The sequence below is a fragment of the Spirosoma montaniterrae genome (assembly GCF_001988955.1).
Classification (GTDB): Bacteria; Bacteroidota; Bacteroidia; order Cytophagales; family Spirosomataceae; genus Spirosoma; species Spirosoma montaniterrae.
The window spans coordinates 2,684,907-2,708,157 of sequence record NZ_CP014263.1; the positions used below are offsets into that span (position 1 = coordinate 2,684,907).

Annotated in this window: 18 protein-coding genes; 9 read left to right on the forward strand and 9 right to left on the reverse strand. The window is 52.7% G+C overall.

Going from position 1 to position 23,251, the window contains the following annotated elements; genetic code table 11:
• Nucleotides 1-17: 17 nt before the first annotated feature.
• The 4 genes from eboE (at nt 18) to AWR27_RS11710 (ending at nt 3,882) form a co-directional block, all read left to right on the forward strand.
• The gene (gene eboE, locus AWR27_RS11695; protein WP_077133945.1) at nt 18-1,247 is read left to right on the forward strand and encodes a metabolite traffic protein EboE; all 1,230 of its coding nucleotides are present in this window, start codon (nt 18-20) and stop codon (nt 1,245-1,247) included.
• A 69-nt stretch (nt 1,248-1,316) separates the two neighbouring features.
• Nucleotides 1,317-2,717: an alkaline phosphatase family protein gene (locus AWR27_RS11700; RefSeq protein ID WP_077131339.1), complete on the forward strand. Its 1,401-nt coding sequence runs from the start codon at nt 1,317-1,319 to the stop codon at nt 2,715-2,717.
• Nucleotides 2,718-2,750: 33 nt separating this feature from the next.
• A complete protein-coding gene (locus AWR27_RS11705; protein ID WP_077131340.1) occupies nt 2,751-3,308 on the forward strand; it encodes a hypothetical protein in 558 nt (185 codons plus the stop codon).
• Nucleotides 3,309-3,486: 178 nt separating this feature from the next.
• Nucleotides 3,487-3,882: a hypothetical protein gene (locus tag AWR27_RS11710; protein ID WP_232326042.1), complete on the forward strand. Its 396-nt coding sequence runs from the start codon at nt 3,487-3,489 to the stop codon at nt 3,880-3,882.
• Nucleotides 3,883-3,970: 88 nt separating this feature from the next.
• Here AWR27_RS11710 and AWR27_RS11715 read toward each other — a convergent pair whose 3' ends face one another.
• The 7 genes from AWR27_RS11715 to AWR27_RS25780 form a co-directional block, all read right to left on the reverse strand.
• Entirely contained in the window at nt 3,971-5,764 is a 1,794-nt protein-coding gene (locus AWR27_RS11715) for an SLC5 family protein (RefSeq protein WP_077131342.1), read from the reverse strand.
• A gap of 124 nt (nt 5,765-5,888) precedes the next feature.
• Nucleotides 5,889-7,058: an LLM class flavin-dependent oxidoreductase gene (locus tag AWR27_RS11720; protein WP_077131343.1), complete on the reverse strand. Its 1,170-nt coding sequence runs from the start codon at nt 7,056-7,058 to the stop codon at nt 5,889-5,891.
• Nucleotides 7,059-7,073: 15 nt separating this feature from the next.
• Nucleotides 7,074-7,481, reverse strand: a complete 408-nt coding sequence (locus AWR27_RS11725) for a hypothetical protein (RefSeq protein ID WP_077131344.1) — start codon at nt 7,479-7,481, stop codon at nt 7,074-7,076.
• A gap of 13 nt (nt 7,482-7,494) precedes the next feature.
• On the reverse strand, nt 7,495-8,730 hold the full coding sequence (locus tag AWR27_RS11730) for a sulfite oxidase (RefSeq protein WP_077131345.1): 1,236 nt from the start codon (nt 8,728-8,730) through the stop codon (nt 7,495-7,497).
• An 87-nt stretch (nt 8,731-8,817) separates the two neighbouring features.
• On the reverse strand, nt 8,818-9,735 hold the full coding sequence (locus tag AWR27_RS11735) for a YeiH family protein (RefSeq protein ID WP_077131346.1): 918 nt from the start codon (nt 9,733-9,735) through the stop codon (nt 8,818-8,820).
• A 57-nt stretch (nt 9,736-9,792) separates the two neighbouring features.
• Nucleotides 9,793-10,743 (reverse strand): LysR family transcriptional regulator, encoded by a 951-nt coding sequence (locus AWR27_RS11740; RefSeq protein WP_232326043.1) that lies wholly within the window; start codon nt 10,741-10,743, stop codon nt 9,793-9,795.
• An 18-nt stretch (nt 10,744-10,761) separates the two neighbouring features.
• Nucleotides 10,762-10,914, reverse strand: a complete 153-nt coding sequence (locus tag AWR27_RS25780) for a hypothetical protein (protein WP_157579198.1) — start codon at nt 10,912-10,914, stop codon at nt 10,762-10,764.
• Nucleotides 10,915-11,028: 114 nt separating this feature from the next.
• On the opposite strand from AWR27_RS25780, the gene AWR27_RS11745 reads away from it, so the two are divergent.
• From AWR27_RS11745 to AWR27_RS11765, 5 genes are all read left to right on the forward strand, one after another.
• A complete protein-coding gene (locus AWR27_RS11745) occupies nt 11,029-13,926 on the forward strand; it encodes a TonB-dependent receptor (RefSeq protein ID WP_077131347.1) in 2,898 nt (965 codons plus the stop codon).
• Between the two features lie 136 nt (nt 13,927-14,062).
• Nucleotides 14,063-15,046 (forward strand): Rpn family recombination-promoting nuclease/putative transposase, encoded by a 984-nt coding sequence (locus AWR27_RS11750; protein WP_077131348.1) that lies wholly within the window; start codon nt 14,063-14,065, stop codon nt 15,044-15,046.
• A 133-nt stretch (nt 15,047-15,179) separates the two neighbouring features.
• A complete protein-coding gene (ileS, locus tag AWR27_RS11755; RefSeq protein WP_077133947.1) occupies nt 15,180-18,713 on the forward strand; it encodes an isoleucine--tRNA ligase in 3,534 nt (1,177 codons plus the stop codon).
• A 116-nt stretch (nt 18,714-18,829) separates the two neighbouring features.
• Entirely contained in the window at nt 18,830-19,231 is a 402-nt protein-coding gene (locus tag AWR27_RS11760; protein WP_232326044.1) for a hypothetical protein, read from the forward strand.
• A gap of 72 nt (nt 19,232-19,303) precedes the next feature.
• Nucleotides 19,304-21,622, forward strand: coding sequence for a metallophosphoesterase (locus AWR27_RS11765; RefSeq protein ID WP_077131350.1), 2,319 nt, complete (start codon nt 19,304-19,306; stop codon nt 21,620-21,622).
• 1 nt (nt 21,623) lies between these two features.
• On the opposite strand, the gene AWR27_RS11770 is transcribed toward AWR27_RS11765, so the two are convergent.
• Both AWR27_RS11770 and AWR27_RS11775 read right to left on the reverse strand, forming a co-directional pair.
• Entirely contained in the window at nt 21,624-22,532 is a 909-nt protein-coding gene (locus tag AWR27_RS11770; protein WP_077131351.1) for a 1,4-dihydroxy-2-naphthoate polyprenyltransferase, read from the reverse strand.
• Between the two features lie 98 nt (nt 22,533-22,630).
• On the reverse strand, nt 22,631-23,251 hold the full coding sequence (locus tag AWR27_RS11775; protein WP_077131352.1) for a glutathione peroxidase: 621 nt from the start codon (nt 23,249-23,251) through the stop codon (nt 22,631-22,633).

Consider the following 23,251-nt stretch of genomic DNA (forward strand, 5'->3'; position numbering starts at 1 on the left):
CCACCCGCGTTACGGTTATGAAAACGCCTTTAGGCCATCTCGGCTATTGTACCAATATTCACCCCGGCGAGTCGTGGGCCGATCATTTCGCAGCTTTGCAACAGGCCGTGCCGGAACTGAAACAGCGACTATCGCCCGATGCACCGCTGGGGCTGGGGCTGCGACTCGCCAACGAAGCCAGTGAGGAGTTAGAAAAGCCCGAAAACTTAGTGGCGTTTCAGCAATGGCTGGCCGATACGGGCTGTTATATCTTCACAATGAACGGATTCCCGTTCGGTAGCTTTCACCATACGGTTGTAAAAGATCAGGTGCATAGCCCCGACTGGACCACTGAAGCGCGGGTTGACTACACCAAACGGCTATTCAGAATTTTGTCGGTGTTATTGCCTGTCGATGAACTGGGTAATGCCATACCGGGTGGCCTTTCGACTTCGCCCCTCTCCTACCGCCATTGGTTCGAGTGGGAGCAGCCAGCCGCCCGCGACTATATTTTTTCGCAAACCACCCAGAACGTTCTCGAAGTGGTGGTAGAACTTATCCGGCTTCGGCAACAGACCGACCGGCTTATGCACCTCGACCTCGAACCAGAACCCGACGGTATCATCGAAACCGCCGACGAGTTCATAGCCTGGTTTACTGACTACCTGCTGCCGATGGGTATCGAGCAACTGACCGACCAGTTTGGCCTGACCGACGAAGCCGCTGAAGCTGCCATTTGCGAGCACGTTCGGCTTTGTTACGATGTTTGCCACTTCGCCGTGGGCTACGAACGCCCCGCCGAGGTGCTCGACAAGCTGAAAAACTACGGGCTTCGGGTCGGCAAAATTCAGATTAGCGCGGCTTTGAAAGCTGCTTTCCCGGTCGATGCCGACGGTCGTGAAGCGGTACGACAGGCGTTTGAACGGTTCAACGAACCAACATACCTGCATCAGGTAGTGGCCCGCACACATGATGGCTCGTTGTTACGTTTCACCGATCTGCCGAACGCGCTGGCAGCAGTAGACGACACTCATGCAGAGTGGCGGGCGCATTTCCACGTTCCGATTTTTGTACCAGATTATGGCGTCTTACAGTCTACGCAGGACGACATTCGGGAGGTGCTGCGGCTACAGGCCGAACGGGCATTTACCAATCAGATGGAAGTAGAAACCTACACCTGGGACGTACTGCCAGAAGGGTTGAAACTCGATTTAATAGACTCAATCGAGCGGGAAATGAAGTGGGTACTTAATTTTAGTGATGAGTGATGAGTTTTGGGAGCGTCAGCAAACTCATCACTCATCGTTCATCACTCATCACTACCTACCATCACTTTTATGAAAAAAACTGTTGTTCTCGACGTGGTGGGGTTGTCGTATTCGCTGATTGGCGAACATACGCCCTTTCTGAAACAGTGGTTTGCCGATAAGCAACAGGCCACCATTACCCCCATGCTGCCCGCCGTAACAACGTCAGTACAATCGACTTACGTAACGGGTAAATGGCCGTCGGAAACGGGCATCGTTGGCAATGGCTGGTATGACCGCACCGACTGTGAAGTAAAGTTCTGGAAGCAGTCGAACAAGTTGGTGCAGGGGGAAAAGATTTGGGAAGCCGCTCGGCGTGAATTCGCTCGACAGGTTAATCCAGCTTTTACGGTCTCGAATATGTTCTGGTGGTACAACATGTACTCCAGTGCCGATTTTTCGGCCACGCCCCGCCCGCAGTACCCGTCGGACGGCATAAAACTTCCCGACTGCTACACCTACCCCGGCAACCTGCGCGACCGGCTCCAGCGCGAACTCGGCACGTTTCCGCTGTTTCAGTTCTGGGGGCCGCAAACCACCATCAAAAGCACCCGCTGGATTGCCGACGCCAGTATGCTGGTCGATCAGTGGCACAATCCTACACTGACGCTCGTTTACCTGCCGCATCTGGATTATTGCCTGCAGAAATTCGGCCAAGACATTCCGAAGGTGGCGCAGGATTTGCGCGAGATCGACGATGTATGCCGCGACCTGATTCAGTTCTATGAACAGCGTGATGCTGAAGTGATTGTACTGTCGGAATACGGCATTACGACCGTTAGCAAACCTATTCACATCAACCGGATTCTGCGCGAAGCGGGCATGATTCGATACCGCGAAGAGCGCGGGCTTGAGTTGTTCGATGCCGGAGCCTCGCCCGCCTTCGCCACTGCCGATCATCAGATTGCCCACGTGTATGTCAACGAAAAGTCGGTGTATGATAAGGTTCGTGGGATTCTGGAAAACACGCCAGGCATTGATCTGGTGCTGGATAAAGAGCAACAACGGGCTTGCCACATCAATCATGAACGCTCCGGCGATTTCGTGGTTGTGGCCGACGCGGATAGCTGGTTTACGTACTACTACTGGCTCGACGATGCCCATGCGCCTGATTTTGCCCGGTTGGTGGCTATTCACCAGAAACCCGGCTACGACCCCGTTGAGCTATTTATGGACCAGACAAATCCGTTTATTAAGCTGAAGGCGGGCTATAAACTGGCACGCAAACTGGTCGGTTTCCGGTATCTGATGAACGTCATTTCGCTTGATGCAACGCTGGTAAAAGGGTCGCACGGGCGATTAGAAAGCAATCCGCAGTTCCAACCCGTATTTGTGAGCCGACAGAATATCGCCAAACAACTTGCGGCTACGGATGTCTATCACCAGATTTGGGCGACGCTTATGGCGGAAAAAACAGTGGTGCGGCAGTAGCAGTTATGGAGATAAGTTGTTAACTTCATAATTATGAAGCCACTATACGCCCTCTTGCTGCTTCTTTCGGCCTGCACCACAAACCGGCCACCGGCTATTAATGCCCCCGCCGACGAGTCGGAATATTACCAGCCGAATCAGCCAACGTACATGGCGCAGCGTCGGCTTTATCCCGACCCGCACGGTGGCCTCGGCCACTCGCAGGACCCCGACATTCGGGTAACGGATATAAAGCTGACAGCCGCCTACACGGTGCTGTACCTGACCTATGCCAAAGACCGCAACGAGCGCAACAGCGGCTATTTCGGCCCCGGCACCAATGCTATTTCGTTCAATCCCGAAGCCAAATTGGTTTCGCGCGATGGCAAACAGACGTATAAACTGCTTAAAGCCACCGGCATTCCTATGACGCCCGACAGCCGGGAAGTACGCAACGACGAAACGGTAACGTTTGTGCTGTATTTCGAGCGGTTGGATAAAGGCGTTGAATCGTTCGATTTGTTCGAGTGCAAAAGCGACAGCCAGAGTTCATGCTTCAACGTGGAAGGCATGAACATCGAAAATCCGGCTGACACGGCAAAGGCGAATTGACAATTGGCTGGCAACAAATCTGAAAACGCTACGTTATCGGATAGTCTATAGTCTTTATCAATTAGCGTTTCAACTCGTTTTGCAGTATCTCCGTAACGTCCGTTTCACCTCTTTTCTGGTCATTGGTTTCTTTGTCAGTCTTGCTGTTTTAGGGCAGGAAAACCTAAAACACCGGCTTTTGCACGGCTACCTTCTAAGTACCGATGCACCTGTTGTCAAAGGGAAACCAACCCTGTTCGTCTTTGAATTAGCCGATACGTTCGGCGAGGTTTTCAAAGCAGCGTCCTCACAAAGCAAGCAGCCCGATGCTATCAATTTCGAGAAAGAGATGGTGATTGGTGTTGCCTTACCAGCCACCAACAAGCCGCCTAAACTATCGATCAGCCGGGTGTTTGTGCAGGACTCAACGCTCACTGTGCGGTATATCAGGATGACGGATAGTGCTGTCGTTAAATCGCCACTCGCTACCCCAATACAACCCACACTGCTCATCGCCATTCCCAAACAAACGGTTTTGAAAACCAGATTAATTGAGAACGGCAAGGTTATGCAAACCTTGAAAAAAGACATTTAACCCCACCCCCGTCCCCTCCCCGTTAGGGAGGGGCAAGCCTGAAAAGCTTCGCGCTCCTCCCTAACGGGGAGGGGACGGGGGTGGGGTGTCACGCAAAATAATACATAATCCAGACCATTGCGCCCGTGAGTAATCCGGCATAAAAAATGTCGGATTGGTAAAATACCGGGCGTTCTGTTTGCCGCCGTTCGTACCATCCAAACAGGCCAAGCGTAACTAATGCCGCCGGAAGCGCAGCGGTTTGCGGGCTGATTACGTCGGCAAAAACAAGTAGTAGAATTGGCACCTGCAAGGCTGCAAAACGCAGCAACGCCCCACCAATACCGCTGAACGTTATGGTCAGGTCGTCGTGGTCGCGGCTCTGAACGCTGCGTTTGTTGAAATACACGCTCAAAGCGGCAATCAGACCGGAGCCAATCACAAAAATCAAAAATACGCGGTACAGAAAATTCAGCGTTTCGCCGAATGTATCGCGCACAAACGCGCTCTGTGCCAGCCAGTTGTTGTATACAAAGTCGCAGCCAAAACCAATCAGGGGCGAGCATACCAGCACAATTACGGCGGCAATTGGGTTAGTTTTCTTCCACAACACACCCCAGAAAAACGCAACAACCAAACCCGGTTTGATGTAGGACGTTTGGTTGGCAAGAATCAGAAAAAAGTTGTCGGATGAGGTAGGATCGTAGGTGGTGTAGGCCAGCAGCACGGCTACGGCGCACATCAGAAAGACGCCCAACTGCCCAAACCGCACCGTGGCCGAATCAGTGGCATTCGGTCGGATGTACTTACGAAATACGTCATAAGCCAGCATAGTCGAGACGGAGTTCATCATGGAGTAGATGGCTGAAAAAATGGCGCACATCAACCCCGCCAGAATCAGCCCCACCAGCCCGTAACCCACCGGTACAACCGTTCTGAGCAGGGTCAGAAACGTATCGTCGGGCTTGACCACATCGGCCCCGAAACGGCTGGTAAACAGGTAGTAAGCCGCCGAACCGGCTCCGATGGAAAAGAACGGAATCAGCAGTTTCAGGAAGCCAGCCGCCAGTGACCCTAACCGGGCGTCGTACTCGGTCTGGGCGGCCAATACGCGTTGCACCTGATATTGGTTGGTAGTCCAGTAAAAAAAATTCAGAATAGTAAGCCCTGTAAAAATGCCGAGCCAGGGTAGTTTGGGGTGGTTGGCAGGCAGGTATAGGTGCATCTTGTTGGCTCCGGCCTTATCGATGGCAAGCAGTCCGCTCAGACCACCTATTTCGGGCTGGAGGTAGGTTAGCGTCCCCATTGTCAGTACGGCGATAATCATGATGACAGTCAGAATGTTATCAGCAATCACCACAGACTCCATGCCGCCGAAGACGGTAAATACAATCGTCACACCCGCAATTACCAGAATACCTTGCAAGTACGTTGGCTCGAACGATGTACCATCGAGCAAAATACCCAGCGTTCGGCTCCCGATGTAAAACCCGCCGATAAGCTGAATCATGATAAACGCCAGCATCAGCACCGTGTAAACCAACCGGGTATGCTCGTTATAGCGATTTTCAAGAAACTGCGAAAGGGTAAAAAACTGCCGTTTCCGATAAATGGGGATAAACACATACACCAGCACCAGAATAGCAGGCACGGCCCATACCTCGTAATGGCTCTGGGCAAATCCAATCGAGTAGCCGATGCCCATCATGCCGATAATTTGCTGGGCATGAATATTCGTACCAAAAATCGACCCTGCCACCGAGTACCATTTCAGCGAGTGCCCAGCCATGAAATACTCATCGGAACTCTTCTTCTTCAGGCTGGAATACATACTGGCTATTACCAAAAAAAGTAATAGTAATATCACAACAGCCAAATCGACGGTGGATAGGGATTGGAGCATTTACAGTGTGTTTTAGTAGAGACGCAAGATTTTGCGTCTCCTCTGCCGGATGGTTTTTATAAAATGGCTGGCGCACGAGAAGACGTAACGGCTGGCGCACGAGGAGACGCAAAGGGTTGCGTCTCTACGTGAATATACCTGTCGTCAACGGTGTGCTGGGCGTGGTAGCGGGTGTGCGCCCCTGTTCGACAGATAGTTTCACGTTTGGTAAGTGGGGCAGTAGGTGCTTGCCAAACAGTTCACACTCGTCAATCAGCGGATACCCCGACAATATGAACGCCCGGATGCCCATGTCCATGTACCGGTGCATTTTTTCCAGAATCTGGTCGGGCGTACCAACGATAGCCCCACCGCAACCCGACCGGGCGCGACCGATGCCCGTCCAGAGCATTGGCTCAATGAAATCATCGGGGTCGGCCTGTTTACGAAACTCATCCTGCCGCAGTACGCCCGCCGATTTAGAATCCTGGGTGCGGTGTTTAAGGTGTTCGGCCACTTCGGCATCGAACTTCGACATCAGCGTTTTGGTATAGGCGCGGGCTTCTTCTTCGGTCTCGCGCACAATGACGTGAATACGCAAACCAAAATCGATGGTGCGGCCATGCCGGGCGGCCCGTTCGCTCATGTCCTGCATGGTTTCGTAGATGCTATCTTCGGGTTCGGGCCACATCAGAAACACATCGCAATATTTGGCGCATACTTCTTTGGAACCGGGCGAGATGCCACCAAAATAGAGTAGCGGTCCGCCGTTTTGCTGATAAGGTTTTACGGGACCGGCGGGCAGGCTGATCTTGCCGTAAATGTCGCCCTCAAACTCGATGCGCTCCTGTGTCCAGGCTTGCTTGAGGATTTCGATAACCTCTTCGCAACGTTTGTAGCGCATCTCGTGATCTTCTTTCAAACCCGGCAAATCGGAGTTGATGATATTGATCGTCAGCCGTCCTTCCAGCATATGGTCGAGCGTGGCGAGGTGCCGGGCCAGCATGGGGGGGTGAATTTCGCCGGTTCGAATGGCCGTCAGCATCGAAATGTTTTTCACCTGCGGAGCCATAGCCCCCGCAAACGGCAGCACCTCCTGCCCTACCACATAGGACGTAGGCAGCAGAATATTCTGAAAGCCCAGCCGGTCGGCAGTTTTCATGATGTCGGCACAATGGGCGTAATCACTGCGCCGGGCGGGGTCGATGGTGCCGAGGTAGGCCGTGTCGCCCCCGCAAAGGTCATCGAACCACGCGACCTCGCAAACGCGCTTCTCCGTGCGGATAGCTACGGCTTGAATGGGTTCTGTTAACATAAAATTGTGTCTTTGCTACTGTTCAAGTTGATACCACTGCACGTTTTTCAGGGGTGCCCGGCGGAGCGTGTTACTGAATCGTGCGGTTTGAGGGCCGTAATACTTTTCCAGATAATCGAGTACTACTTTTTCCGATTCGCCCAAGTCCCAGAGTTTGTGGTATTTCTGCATCCAGCGGATACGCTCCTGCCAGCCGTCGCGCGTGAATCGGTGCTGTAAAATCAGTTTGCTCGAATGGCAGGCGGTGCATTGCGCCTTCACCAGCATCAGGTTAGTATCGTCGACCAGCCCGGTTTCGGCGTCAACTTTCAGCGTATCGGCCACTGTTGCCCAACCGTTCGGCGCGGGCCGTTTGCCCGTTCGGAAGCCGACTAATGCTACAAACAAAACCGCCGTGAGAGCGAGGAGTTGAATGGGTTTCATCCTTCTTTTTTCTTTATACCGCCTTTATAGCAATGCGATGGCAGGCATTGTTGAGATAACCACCGGGGTTCCACTGGGGAATCACCATCGGCTGCGACACGCCGGCATCGTCGGTGGCGCGTACCCAGACTTCGTAGTAGCCCGCTTTTGGAAACGCGATTTCAGTTTGCCAGTGCTGCCAGGCGAGCCGGTTTTTGGGAGCCTGCAACTTGCACGGTTGCCAGGTTGCCCCGTAGTCAATCGACGTGTGTACGTTTGCCACGGCGCGGTCGCCCGCCCACGCATGACCACGCAGAGCCAGCTTCGTTTTCAGATCGAACATGGCTCCGCTCTGAGGGTACGTAATCAGTGATTTGACGGGCATCGACTCGATGATGCGGAAATTTTCGGGCGTTTCGGCAATCTTTTCGCCGGGCTGAACGGGCCGGACCGGCATTCGGTAACTGTGGCCTTCCATTTTGGCTCCGTCATGCTCTTTGTTGCGCACCGCAATGGTATGCAGCCACTTACCCGACACCGACGCAGGCCACCCACCCACTACCAATCGCAGCGGGTAGCCATGCACGAGTGGAATATCATTGCCATTCACAGCCCAGGCCAGCAACGTTTCGTTTTCGAGAGCTTTCTTTATCGGTACTCCGCGCGAGATCGCCACTTTGGCCGGGTCCTGGCTCAGATGCAGGTCTTTGCCGTAATAACCAATGTACACGGCGTCGTCTTTCAGGCCCACGTCGGCCAGCACGTCTTTTAGCCGCACGCCCATCCACTCGGCGCAGCTAACGGCTCCCTGATCCCAGGGGTTGCCAGATGTCTGCGGCTCAAACCCCGACCGTCCATTACCGCCACATTCCAGCACTACCTGATACGTATAGGATTTAAACCGCTTCTTCAGTTCGGTCAGGGTATAGGTTTTTGGTGCTTTTACCGATTCACCGTTGATCGTCAGTGTCCAGGCGTTTGGGTCGATTGGCTGCGATGGCAGAAGGCCGTTGTTCCGAATAAACATTTTCTCAACGGGCGTAATGGCATCGTCGAGCCGGTGAATGGGCGTTTCCACGTTCCAGGGTTTATCGCCCAGCACCTTCATGTCGGGGATTTTACCCTTCATCGGATCAATGTCGAAACCCAGCGGCACGTAGTTCGGCGGCATGTGTTCGGCGAAAACAACTTCCGCGCCAACCATTGCCGCAAGTGCAGCCAAAGCACTTTTCCGCAAAAATCCCCGCCGGTTATGCAAATCGTTTTTCATATAGTAACGCGGGTGGAAACCCGCATGGTGTAGTAAGGCGGGTAAAAACCCGCACTCTGAGTTTATCACTGCGGGTTTCCACCCGCCTTACACATACATCACAAATAACAACGCCGAGATGCTGACCACAACCCAGAGTAGTACGGCTTGCAAAAGTACAGCCCCGCCCACGGCTTTCAGCGAGCTGAGTGACAAATTGGAACCAATCAAAAACAAACTTACTACCATTGTCTGCTTGGCCGCTGTGTATAGAGGTTTCGCGAGTGGCTGTATCGCCGGTACGAAACTATACAGACACGACGCCAGCACAAACCCCACAATAAACATCGGAATCTTAAACGATTCGCGGTTTTCGGCAAATCCCACCACCAATAGCAACGACACCGGAATAATCCAGAGTATCCGCAGCATTTTGGTAATCGACGCTACGTGCAGGGCTGTATCGCCATACCGCGCCGACGCGCCCACCACCGAGCTTGTATCGTGAATGGCAATGGCTGCCCACGTTCCAAACTGCTCTTGCGTTAAACCGAGTGCATGTCCCATCGCCGGAAATACGAACAGGGCCACGGCATTAAGCAGAAATACCACGCCTGTCGCCATCGACAGTTGACTGGGGTTAGCCTTCATCACCGATCCCACGGCGGCAATGGCACTCCCCCCGCAAATGGCCGTTCCGACTGCAACCAGCAGGCCCGTGAGCCGGTCGATGCCCAGCAGCCGTCCCAACAGCAGACCCAACGCCAGCACGCTCAGCACAAAGATGGTAGTGGTGCCGATATTAGCCTGCCCTGCTTTGATAAGTACATGCATATTGATGCCAAAACCCAACCCAATTACCGATGCTTTCAGCAGATAACCGCCCCACCGACCCGCCTGCTCCTTAAACGGATTGCCCACTATCAGCGCGAAAGCCAGCCCCAGCAGTAAAGACCCCGATGATGTTATCACCGGCAGAAAACACACAACCGCCGTGAATACATACAACGCTTTTTTGCCATTCATGCTGGCAAAGCTATTTGTCTATTTTTCCTAAGAAAAATGATGTTTTTTGATACTCGATTACTTTTTGTTATATTGACGCATGGCAAATCGCATAAATGTGGTCGATACGCCATCGGGTTGTCCGAGCAGGTGAATAAACGAGAACTTGCGCATAATCCGAAAGCCGTTGATTGGTAGAATCGTTAGTTCACCGTAGGCAATCTCCTTCTGAATAGCCCGGATCGACACAAACGAAACGGAGTTGGAATTTTCTAAAAACGACTTAATGCTCTCAGTACTACCCAAATGCATAATAACGGGCAACGACGACAGCTTTACGTTCTGCTCTTTCAATGCACTTTCCAGCACCTCGAGCGTACCCGACCCACGTTCGCGCAGTACGAGTGGCATAGTAGCTAAATCACTCAAATTAACCTGACTTTTTCGGGCAAACTGACTCTTACTGTTCGTGACCAGTACCAGTTCGTCGGACGTGAAATCGACGTATTTGAGACCGGGGTGATGGCGTTTACCTTCCACAATACCCAAACTAATGGATTTGGACAAAACTGAATTTTCAATAATCTCAGAGTTTCCGTTGAGCAGACTGAGTTGAATCTGCGGAAATTTTTCATGGAATGACGCCAGAACCGGCGAAATCAGGTACTGTGCGATGGTAGTGCTGGCCCCCAGCCGAAACTCGCCCGACAGTTGGTCGCGCATGGCTCCTAATTCAAATTGAATACCCTGGTATAACGTAAAAATCTCATTGGCGTACCGCAGCACAACGGCCCCTTCGGGCGTGGTGAGAATGGTGTTGCCTTTCCGGTCGAACAGGCGGGCACCAAGCAGGTCTTCCAAATTTTTAATTTGCTTGGTAACTGCCGGCTGACTCAGCGATAACTCGGCGGCTGCTCTGGTAAAGCTTTGATTACGGGCTACGGCGGCAAACACTTTGAGCCGAAAATCTTCCATACGAATGGGGGCTAATACGTACAGCGGCAAGTAAAGCAAAAACAGAGTAATCACATAACTTTTGGTAATACTTTATAAAAAACTGTGATTTCTCTTTTCATAAAGCTGATGCTTTCTTTGTTCAAATTTTTGTTGGAATTGTTTTACTTTTGCCACCCGCTCGTATGCCACCATCGGTACTATGTCTGCTAATTTTTCTGCTTGCAGTAGTAGAATTTGCAGCATTGGCTGTATGTTTGCAAAAATCTACCAATTCAATAGAATAAGTACTATACTCTATCTAACACCGGGAGAATAGTACACACGTCGTTCTTTTTTCACATACCCACTTCGCTGTTTATGAGGCACATTTTTCTAACAACCTGGCTCGCCGTACTTTGTCTGACTCAAACATTCGCTCAAACCGTGCTGACCGGCACTGTCACAGAAGTTGGCACTAACAGCCCCATTCCGGGCGTGAACATCACAGTAAAAGGCACTAACATCGGTACAGCCACCAACCGTGACGGTAAATACCAGCTTGCCGTTCCGGGTCCCTTTCCGCTCACGCTCGTGGCCTCGTTTGTAGGCTATGCCCGGCAGGAAATTGTGGTCAATAACGGCACCAGCGTCCTGAATTTCAGTTTGGCCGAATCGGCAATTGTGGCCGATGAGGTAGTGGTATCGGCCAGCCGGGTCGAAGAAAGCATCACCAAAGCCGCCGTGACCGTTGAGCGGCTCGGTGCCCGCCAGTTTGCCAACTCCCCGGCAGCCAACCCCTTCGATGCCCTCCAGAACCTCAAAGGCGTCGACCTGCTCACCCAGAGCCTGACCTTCAAATCGGTAAACCTGCGCGGTTTTGGGGCTAATAACAACAACCGCTTCGTGCAACTCACCGATGGCATGGACAATCGCTCGCCGGGCTTAGGCTTCGGTTTTGGCAACGTGGCGGGCATTTCCGACCTCGACATCGAAAGCATCGAACTGATTCCGGGGGCGTCGTCGGCGTTGTACGGGCCAGATGCGTTGCAGGGGCTGATGCTGACCACCAGCAAGAATCCATTCACATACCAGGGGTTGAGCGCACAGGTAAAAGTTGGTGCCAACAACGTTGGCAAAGCTAACTTCGGTCCCAAAGGCTACTACGACGTAGCGATTCGGTACGCTAAACAATTCGGTACACGCTTTGCGTTTAAAGTGAATTTTCAGCGGCTCGATGGCACTGATTTTATTGCCGATGATTATAACGACCGTTCGACAAGTGCCAGAACCAATTTCTGGGCCGTCGACCCGAACCGGGGGAATGTGGCAACGGGTGTCGGCTACGTGCCGAACAGCAACCGCAACGCCAATTTCGAATACGACGGGGTGAATATCTACGGCGATGACATCAACGCGGGCGGGGCGTTCCGGTTTCCGGCCAACTTCACCAATGCGGCCCTGCAAAATCGCTTGGTAACCCGCACGGGATACACCGAACTCGACGTACTGGGTAATAATGGTAAGGTGTTTAACAACCGCGCCAACGTCTCGCTGCATTACAAACTGGGCCGCAATGTAGAAGCGTCGCTCGGTTGGTATTACGGCAACGGAAACCTCATCCGTACTGCCGGTTTCCGTGAATATTTCCCGAACTACATCCGGCATCAGTTCCGGGCCGAAATCAAAGGCGAAAACTTTTTTGTGCGGGCTTACACCACACGCCAGAATGCCGAAGGCTGGAACATCGGGCAAACGGCTGCGGCTATCAACAACGCCTGGAAACCCCTCGGAACGGCCACGACGGGTTGGGCAGGTGATTTTGCAGCCGCTTTTGCCGCTAACGGTGGGCAACTCGAAGCCGCTCGCCAAGCTGCCAATCAGGGGCGTTTCATGCCCGGTTCGAGCCAGTTTAACGATATTCGCGACCAGTTGGCGAACACGTATAATAACGTGCGAATTGCCAGTTTAGGCCGGAATGGGGTGCGTTTCAAAGACAATTCGACTATGAACCACTTCGAGGGAATGTACAATTTCACGAAGCATATTAAAATAGCTGAGTTGATTGTGGGTGGTAGTTTCCGCCGATTCCTCCTTGCTACAGGCGGCACGGCCTTACCGCTCAATGCCGATGGTTCGGAATACACCATCAACGAATACGGAGCGTATGCGCAGTTGTCGAAGGAGTTCCGCTTAGGGTCGATTGGTCTGACCCGTCAGCCCATCACGTTCAAACCGACAGTAGCCGTTCGATACGACAAGAACCAGTATTTTCAGGGTGGTTTCACCCCACGCGCATCGGGTGTGCTGAGTGTTGGGCCACACAACTTCCGGGGATCGTGGCAGTCGGCATTCCGTAACCCCTCGCCGGGGCAGTTGTTCGCCGTGCCACCGACCGGGCAGGGTGGCGAAGTAGGTGGTTCGAGTGTTGCCGCCGACCGCGCCGGGCTGAACACCAACCGCGCCTTTTTGGGTGCCGATGTGAACGACTACGTAGCCGGACGCATCACTGCCGACCAGCTAACGGCCCGCGCCTACGACCCATCTCGTTTTACAACCGAAAAAATCAATACCTGGGAAGTAGGCTATAAGACGCTGATTAATAACAAGTTGTTTATCGATGGCTTTTACTTTCATAGCCGCTACACCGATTTTATTGCGGCCCAGAGTTTCTTCCAGTTGCTGACGCCGGGCGGTGGTCCCGATGCGTTCCGAACGCCGTCGAACTACCGCACGTTGCAGGTTAACTTCAATAACTTCAACGAGATATTTGTAAACGGCTGGGGCTTTGGTGCCGAATATGTGCTGGGTCGGGGCTTCGCGCTGAGTGGCAACTACGCCCGGCAGGTGGGTAGCATCACGCTCCGCGACGCGCAGGGCAACGTGCGCAACAACCGCGCTGGCGAACCCATCGTGAACCGGCGCATGAGCGACCCCGACGTGGCTCAACTGGGCCGTAACTTCTTTATCTCGCCCGAAAATCGCTACAACATCAGTCTTGCCAACCCACGCATCAACGGCGGCAATCTCGGCTTCAACATTACCTACCGATGGACCGACAAGATGTGGGTAGAACAGGGTACCACAGCGGGTGACATCTGGCTACCAAGCTGGACATCGCTCGACGCGCAGGTGAGCTATCGTCTGCCAGTCGCCAAATCGGTTGTAAAATTCGGTGGAGCTAACATCCTGAATAAGTACTATTCGCAGGGCTACGGCCTGGCTCAGATTGGCGGATTGTATTACGTAGCCCTGACGTTTGATGAGTTATTCCGTTAAGTTAAGTTGAGTTAAGTTAAGTTGAGTTGAGTTGAGTTGAATTCGTTTTCTCAGTCGCCCGGCAACGTTGTCGGGCGACTTTTTTGTGGAGTGACAATGGGCAAATCCGTGCGTCTAAGTTGCATTTTAACTATCAATGCCCACCCAGCCCGACAATCCACACGACCGATTTTTTAAGGCAACATTTTCGCAGCCACTCATTTTTGCCGATTTCGCGCAGGCGTTCATGCCCCGCGACGTGTTTGAACGACTCGATCTTGGCACACTTGTTCGGGAAACCGATTCGTTTATCGATGAGCAACTAAGCGAACATTTTGCCGATCTGCTCTTTTCGGTACAGTACGGCAAAAAGCCTCTGCGTATTGCTCTGCTGCTCGAACACAAAAGTTACCCGGTCAGGTATCCGCATTTGCAGCTAAATCAATACCTGCTCAATTACTGGACGCACCAGATACGGCAGAAACAACGCCCCGTGCCAATTATTCCGATTGTTGTTTATCACGGTAGAACCCGCTGGAATCAACGACCGTTTGCCGCTTATTTTACCGAAGCTGATACTTCCTTACATCGATTTCTACCCGCATTCGATTATCTACTGTTCGATTTGTCGACCGTTCAGACAGGCGATTTGATGCCGCTCAAAACGAGTTTCGGGAAGCTTACGGCTAAGTTATTGAAAAACATTCGGCACAAGCACGCACTCCAGCGTATGTTTGTCGAGTATGCTTCTTTGATTCGGCAATTACTGGATGAACCGGAAGGGCAGCAATTTCTGGGAACGGCGTACATCTACATGAGCTGGTCGTCGGGCTTGACAACCCCGGAAATCGTGCATATTTTTGGTCAGGTTTCGTATCACGCAAAAGATATAGCTATGTCGGCAGCAGAAATTTTAATTCAGGAAGGGTTAAAAAAAGGCATTCAACGAGGCATCGAAGAAGGTCGCCAAATAGGCATACAACTTGGCAAACAGGAAGGTGTTCAGAGCATGCTCGTGCAAACAGTGCAAGCGATGCTGAAACTCAACATGGACATTCACACCATCGCGGTGGTGGTAGGTCGACCGGAAGCCGAAGTAGAAACGATTATTGCGGATATTACCCGTTCGGGCGAGTCTTAGATTCCTTCAGCCTTTTCGTCTTTTATACAAGCGAACCCGGCAGGTTCGCTTTTTTGTTAGCTACTGAACAGGAATCTTGATCGACTCAAACCGTTGGGCCGTGCGGTTACTGTATCTTTGCCGAAATTTTCTAATGCAGTCAGGCGTGAACTACCAGCAATATGAATCCCTCGACTACGCGCAACTTGCCGCCGAGGTGTTAACGTACTGGAATCAGAACCAGGTTTTTGAACGGTCGGTCAGTACCCGCGAGGGGGCCGAAACGTTTACGTTTTATGAAGGACCACCGTCGGCCAATGGTACGCCGGGCATTCACCACGTCATGGCCCGGACCATCAAAGATATTTTTTGCCGGTACAAAACACTACGCGGCTTTCAGGTAGCACGTAAAGGTGGTTGGGACACGCACGGCCTGCCCATAGAATTGCAGGTTGAAAAAGAGCTTGGCATCACTAAAGATGACATTGGCAAAACCATTAGTGTTGAAGACTATAACCGCAGATGCCGCGAAACGGTGATGCGGTTTACCGACCAATGGAACGACCTCACCCAGAAAATGGGCTACTGGGTTGATCTCGAAAATCCGTATATCACCTACAAAAACGAGTATATCGAGTCGGTCTGGAACCTGTTGAAACGGCTCTATGACCAGAATTTGCTCTATAAAGGCTACACCATTCAGCCTTACTCACCTAAAGCTGGCACGGGATTAAGTTCGCACGAACTGAATCAGCCCGGCACCTACCGCGACGTGCGCGACACAACCGTGGTGGCGCAGTTTAAAGTAAGACCCAGTGGTAAATCGGGCTTTCTGTTTTTCGACTCCGGCGATCAGGATGTTCATATTCTGGCCTGGACCACTACGCCCTGGACCCTGCCCGCCAACTCGGCCCTGACGGTTGGCGCAAACATTGATTATGTGCTCGTAAAGACATTCAACGCCTACACGCATCAGCCCATCAACGTGGTACTGGCGAAAGCGTTGGTCGGTCGGTGGTTCAATGAAAAAGGCCGGCAGGATGGGCCTGGAAGCCCGGCTTTCGATGCCTATCTGCCAAATGATAAACTGATTCCATGGGCAATTCTTTCGGAGTTCAAAGGCGCGCACCTCGAAGGCATCGAGTATGAGCAACTATTGCCTTACGTGCAGCCTTCTCCCTCCCTCGACGGGGAGGGCCGGGGTGGGGTTGCCTTCCGGGTTATTCTGGGCGATTTTGTAACGACCGAAGATGGTACGGGCGTCGTACACACCTCGCCGACGTTCGGAGCCGACGACTTCCGGGTGGCGCAGGCCGCTGGCATTCCGCCCATTATGGTGAAAGACGACACCGGCAAAGACGTGCCCATTGTTGACAAACAAGGGCGGTTTGTGCAGGAGATTACCGACTTCGCCGGTCGGTATGTGAAAGAAGAATATTACAGCGACGACGAACGCGCCGACCCCAACTTCAGGCCAACCGACGTACTGATTGCCATCAAACTGAAAGAAGAAAACAAGGCATTTCGGGTCGAAAAGTACGAACACCCCTACCCCCACTGCTGGCGCACCGACAAGCCCATACTCTATTACCCGCTCGATAGCTGGTTTATTCGTACAACGGCTAAAAAAGACCGGCTGGTTGAGCTGAACAAGACCATCAACTGGCACCCCGAAAGCACCGGAACGGGACGTTTCGGCAACTGGCTCGAAAATCTCGTAGACTGGAACCTGAGCCGCAGCCGCTTCTGGGGAACGCCCCTGCCCATCTGGCGGAGCGAATCAGGCGAAGAGGTTTGTGTGGGTTCAGTAGCTGAACTGGTGTCAATGATTGAATTAGCGAATGACAGACTGATTGAATGGGTTCGGGAAGGTAAGACCCAATATCAAACCTACATCGACGCCAACAATTCGTTCATTCAATCAGTCAACAAGTCAACCTTTGACCTACACCGGCCTTATACCGACGAAATTTACTTTGTTTCGGAGAGCGGTCAACTGATGCAGCGCGAACCCGACCTGATCGACGTGTGGTTCGATTCGGGCGCGATGCCGTATGCACAGTGGCATTATCCGTTTGAGAATCAGGACGTGTTTGGCAAGGCGTTCCCGGCAGACTTTATCTCGGAGGGTGTTGATCAGACGCGGGGGTGGTTCTTTACGCTCCACGCCATCGCCGGGCTGCTGTTCGATTCGGTGGCGTTCAAAAACGTGGTTTCGACCGGGCTGGTACTCGATAAGAACGGTAACAAAATGTCGAAGCGGCTGGGCAATGCCATCGACCCATTCAAAACGCTCGAACAATATGGCCCCGACGCTACGCGCTGGTACATGATTACCAACGCCGAACCGTGGGACAACCTCAAGTTCAACCTCGATGGCGTGGGTGAAGTACAACGCCGATTCTTTGGCACCCTGTTCAACACCTACAACTTCTTCGCGCTCTACGCCAACTTAGACGGCTACAAAATCAACCAGTTCGACCGGGTGCCGCGCGAACAACTGCCCGAACTTGACCGCTGGATTTTGTCGAAGCTGAACACGCTGGTACGCGAGGTAACGGAGGAGTACGAAGCCTACAACCCCACCAAAGCCGGACGACTGATTCAGGACTTCGTGAACGATCAGCTTTCAAACTGGTATGTGCGGCTGTCGCGTCGGCGGTTCTGGAGTACCACCCCTAACCCCTCTCCTGATTCAGGAGAAGGGGGAATGCCGCAGGACAAGCGGGCCGCTTACGAAACGCTTCAACATTGTTTAGCCGCCGTAGCGCAACTGATGTCGCCCATTGCGCCGTTCTTCGGCGATTGGCTGTACCGAAATCTGACCGATTGCGTTCGGGAAGAATCTATTGAGAGAAGCACACCATTCCAGCACGATTCGGTACACCTGTCCAACTGGCATCCGGTCGAAGAAAACTGGATTGACGCCGACCTGGAACGGTCGATGGAACTGGCACAGCAGGTGTCATCGCTGGTGCATTCGCTGCGGAAAGGCCATAAACTTAAGGTGCGGCAACCGTTGAGCCGGGTGCTGGTGCCGGTGTTGAATGCCGACACCCGCCGACAGCTTGAACACGTTGCGCCCATTATTATGTCGGAAGTAAACGTGAAAGCCGTTGAGTTTGTGGATGATACAAGTGGCATCCTGAAGAAGCGGGTGAAGCCAAACTTCAAAACGCTCGGCCCCAAATTCGGCAAGCAGATGAAAGACGTAGCAGCCGCTATCTCAGCCATGACCGATGAGGAGCTTCGTGGTTTGGAGCAGTCGGGCGAATTTTTCATTCAGGCACTCAATCAGTCAATCATTCTATCCGACGTCGAGATTCTGACCGAAGACATTCCGGGCTGGTTAGTAGCCAGCGAAGGTGGCCTGACCGTAGCCCTCGACGTAACCGTGACCGACGAGTTGCGTCGGGAAGGCATTGCCCGCGACGTAGTGAACCGGATTCAGAACCTGCGTAAAGACCGGGGCTTTGACGTTACGGATAAAATCAGCATTCAACTCGAACGCAATAATTTCCTGTTGGCAGAAGCCGTTGAAAAGCATAAAGACACCATTCAGCAGGAAGTGCAGGCCGTTTCACTCGATTTAGTCGATGGTCTGAACGGCGAAGCGTCCGAATCCACGGCGGCTGACATTGAGATGGATGAGTTTACGTTACGCGTGAAAGTTAATGTAGTGAGATAGGCAGAATCGCGGCTATATCAGTGCAAATAGTGGCATGAATCTTGTAAGTAGTGGAGAAGAACGGATTACATACCTTTTGGTAATAAACCTATCATCACTCCTAAACAAGTACAGCCTTGCTTGATTCTCTACTTTCTTCACTGCACACCTTTGCCAATAATTATCAGGCCGTTATGTGGCGACTGCGTGAATGCGCACTCAACGACGAACAGTTGGGTGCTGCTTTGGGCGTTAGCGGCAATGCCATCCGCAATCGGCGTGCCAAACCTGATTTATGGAAACTGTCTGATGTCGAACGGCTGGCATCGCATTTTTCTCTGCCGACGACAGCCTGCACCCACCTCGACCGTGACCTGAAAGAGTTCCCCAATCGGTTGCGTAGTATGCCGCCCGATGAACGCCGACGAATGGAGCGGCTACTACTGCTCAAGATAGCTCAGTTCGAGTCGTATAACAAAAACGACTGGCCCGTTCGTTATTTGCTGCGTATGCACCGGGCCTTACTGAATGGCAGTTAATGTAGCAGCAACAAATACGCAGGAGAATCGGCAGAGCATCCGTATTTTTATGGTTTCGGCAGATACCCTATTATGCGCTATTTCTCTACGCTTATTTTCCTGCTTTTTTTCGGCTACGCACATGCCCAAACGCCACTTATTACGCGTGGCCCGTACTGGCAGGTCATAACACCCAACTCGGCCTTTGTGCGCTGGCGCACCGATCAGCCCACAACGGGCCGAATATGGTTCGGTACGGATGCTGCCCAACTAACCAACAGCCAGCGCGAAAGTCAGCCCAGCCAGGAACATAGCCTGACCCTCACGGGCCTGCAACCCAACACACGCTACACCTACGCCGTAGGCTACGACGACACCCGGCTGGCATCCGGTGCGGATTATTACATTAAAACAGCCCCGCCCACGGGTAGTACGCAGCCGTTTCGACTATGGGTGCTGGGCGATTTTGGCTTCCCCGGCAACCGGCAGATTCAGACGTATCAGGCGTATCGCAGTGCCATCAGCAGCCGACCAGCAGATGCCTGGTTGTGGCTCGGCGATAACGCGTACTGCTGTGGCACAGAAGATCAGTATCAGCGATATGTATTCGATGTATACGGGCCAACTTTTCGAAATACGCCTATTATTCCCAGCCCCGGCAATCATGACTATAATGACAGTAACACCAATTTCGACGTTGCTTACTACCGGTTGTTTTCAATGCCCCAGCGCGGAGAAGCGGGGGGCGTAGCGTCGGGCAAGCCTACTTATTTTTCAGTTGATTACGGTAATCTGCATATTGTTTCGCTCGACTCGCAGGGCCAGCAAACTGACGATAACAAACGCGTTTATGATACAACCAGTGTGCAGATTCAATGGCTCAAACGCGATCTGACCGCCAACCGTCTGCCGTGGACAATCGTTATTTTTCACCATCCGCCTTATACCAAAGGCACTCATGATTCCGACACGCAGGAGCAGTTGCGCCTGATCCGGCAAAACCTGACACCCATTTTTGAGCAGTATGGCGTCGACCTCGTCCTGAACGGCCATAGTCACGTTTATGAACGCTTTTACCGAATGCGGGGTCATACGGGCCTGGCTAATTCGTTCGACCCAACCCGCCATATCGCTGAATCGACGACGGCCCGCTATGATGGTTCCCCTAATTCGTGCCCCATACTAACAAAAGGTCAGGGTACGGTATATGTTGTGAACGGTGCCGGTGGCGCACCGGGTGGGCAACGAGCCAGCTACCCAATGCCTGCCATGCTGGTAGGCAATACCGTTCTGGGTGGTTCGATGTTGGTCGATGTGAACGATAATCGGCTGGATGCTCAGTATATTTTAGAAGATGGCAGCGTATTCGACCGCTTTACTGTTCTCAAAAACGTGAACAAAACAGCCTCGCTCACCGCCGAATTTGCCGACACGCTGCAATTATTGGCCTCATGGCCGGGCGAATACCGCTGGACCAACGGGCAAACGGGCCGCAGCATCCGGTACATCGCCAATCAGGCGGGCACCTTCCCGGTAGCCGTCACCGACAACCGGCAATGCCTGAACGACCAGTTTAACCTAACCGTACAGGCCGCGCCCAAAATAACTACCCGCTCGTTGGCAGTACCTGCGGTGTGCGTGGGTAGCACCGTTTCACTGACTGCCACGCCCGAAAACACGACCAAAGCCGCTGGCTGGCAATACGATGTGCTGTTGTCGGATGCAGCGGGCAACTTTGCTGCCGAGCGGGTAGTTGGTTCGGGCAGCTTGACCACGCTGTCGGCTACCATTCCGGCAACGGTTTCGGCAGGAACGGGCTACCGGCTACGTGTTCGGCCACGCGGCATCAGCTACGCCGAGTTGATTCCATCAGCCGCGTTTGCTGTCAGACCACTGCCAACGGCTACCCTGTCGGGTACAGCTACAGTACTGATTGGCGAACCTGCATCCGTAACGGCCACGTTTACGGGCGATGCTCCCTGGCAGGCTACGCTCTCGGACGGAACAGCGTTCACGGCTCATACCAGCCCCAGCGTACTGACAATCAAGCCACTACGCACGGATACGTATACCATTCAAACCATTGAGAATGCCTGCGGCAAAGGCACTGCGACTGGCCAGGCCAACATTATAGTCCTGTTTCCAACCGCCACGCAGGGAGCCACCGACGGGCGGCTGCTCGTATACCCAAACCCAACACGTGATGTCATCGTTGTGGAATTGGCATTAACCCAACGGCAAGCCGTTAGACTGAACCTAACTAATACGCAGGGGAAAACCGTTTTTCAAAAACAAACGGGCGTTACACAGTCCGTTAATGAGTCGATTAAACTGCCCGCAACTGCCGGAACGTATTTATTGACGGTTCAAATCGGTAGCGAAACCCTGACGCGAAAAGTAGTGCGGGAGTAAATCAGATGGCTTGCCCGACGCCGAACAGGATAACGAACAGCAGGGTGGTAAGGGCGAGTTGACCCAATCGGGGATTCAATTCGGTGGGGTGTTTGTGCGTGGCTACGGCTCGGCCATTCAGCACAAACAGCGGAAATGTAAGCAGGTAGAGATACGAAATCAGTTTGGCGTCGGTCAGGAACGAGTATGCCACAGCACAGGTCATGCCCGCCAGCAGCAAACCCCAATGATAACGAATTGCCAGCGTTCGGCCCAGCCGCACCGGAATGGAGCGTTTGCCGGTCTGTGCGTCGGTTTCTATGTCGCGTATGTTGTTGATATTCAGCACACCCGTGGCAAACAAACCCACCGCCGTGGCAGGCAGCAGCAGCAAGGGCCGAAAGTCGAGCGTATGCAGAAAGTATGTACCCAATACACCAACCCAGCCAAAAAACAGCAGCACGGCAATGTCGCCGAAACCTGCGTAGCCGTAAGGTCGTCTGCCGTTGGTGTACCCTACCGCAGCCGCAATGCTAAGCAACCCAAGTATCAGCATTCCATAGAAAAAGCCCGGTGCATTGAGCGTCCAGTCGGCATCGAACAGCGACACTACCAGCAGCCAGACGCCCGATATGAACGCCAGAACGCCCGTCACCACAATGCCGCGCAACATAGTCTCCCGGCTTATATCGCCGGTTGACACAGCCCGACGCGGCCCGACCCGCGCTTCGGTGTCTTTGCCCGACACGGCATCACCGTAGTCGTTGGCAAAATTCGACAGCACTTGCAGGAAAATAGTAGTCAATACAGCCAGCAAAGCTATTTCCCAGCTAAAGTGCCGGTCGGCAATTGCCAGAAAACAGCCAAGAATAATGCTCGCCAATGCCAGCGGCAACGTTCGCGGTCGAGCCGCAGCAATCCAGGATTTCATAAAAGAGCGAAAGAGTGAAAGAGCGAAAGAGCGAAAGCGTGACAACCTGGAGTTGGGTTGGGGCATTCTTTCACTCTTTCGCTCTTTCACTCTTTAATTTAAATGCCTACGGCTTTCTTAAACTCGACATCGTCGGGTTTTACGCCCGAAGCGAAGAAATTGGTCAGTTCGCCTTTTTCGTTGATGACGTATTTGCAGAAATTCCAGGTCGGAGCTTTGTCGTTCCAACCATTCATCGACTTGGTGCTGAGCCATTTATAGAGCGGAGACTGATCGTCGCCTACTACGGACACTTTCTCGAACATGGGAAACGAGACGCCGTAATTTTTCTGACAAAACGTAGCAATCTCATCATTACTGCCCGACTCCTGATTGGCAAAGTTGTTGGCCGGGAAACCCAGTACTACAATTTTGTCGCCATGCGCTTTGTAGAATTTTTCCCAGTCGGCGTATTGGGGCGTGAAACCGCACTTGGAGGCTACGTTCAGCACAACCACTTTTTTACCTTTGAAACCACTCAGGGCTACGGGTTTTCCGTCAATGCTTTTTACGGTGAAATCGTACAGCGATTTGGTGGGAGCTTCTGCATTGGCCGGGGCCGCAGCCGAGGCTTTTTTGTCGCTGAAAATACCTTTAACGAGGGTTGATAATGACATAAAGCTGGTGAGCGCAACCACAACGGCCACGCCAGTTAGGGTGAGAATGAGGGGCTTTTTCAT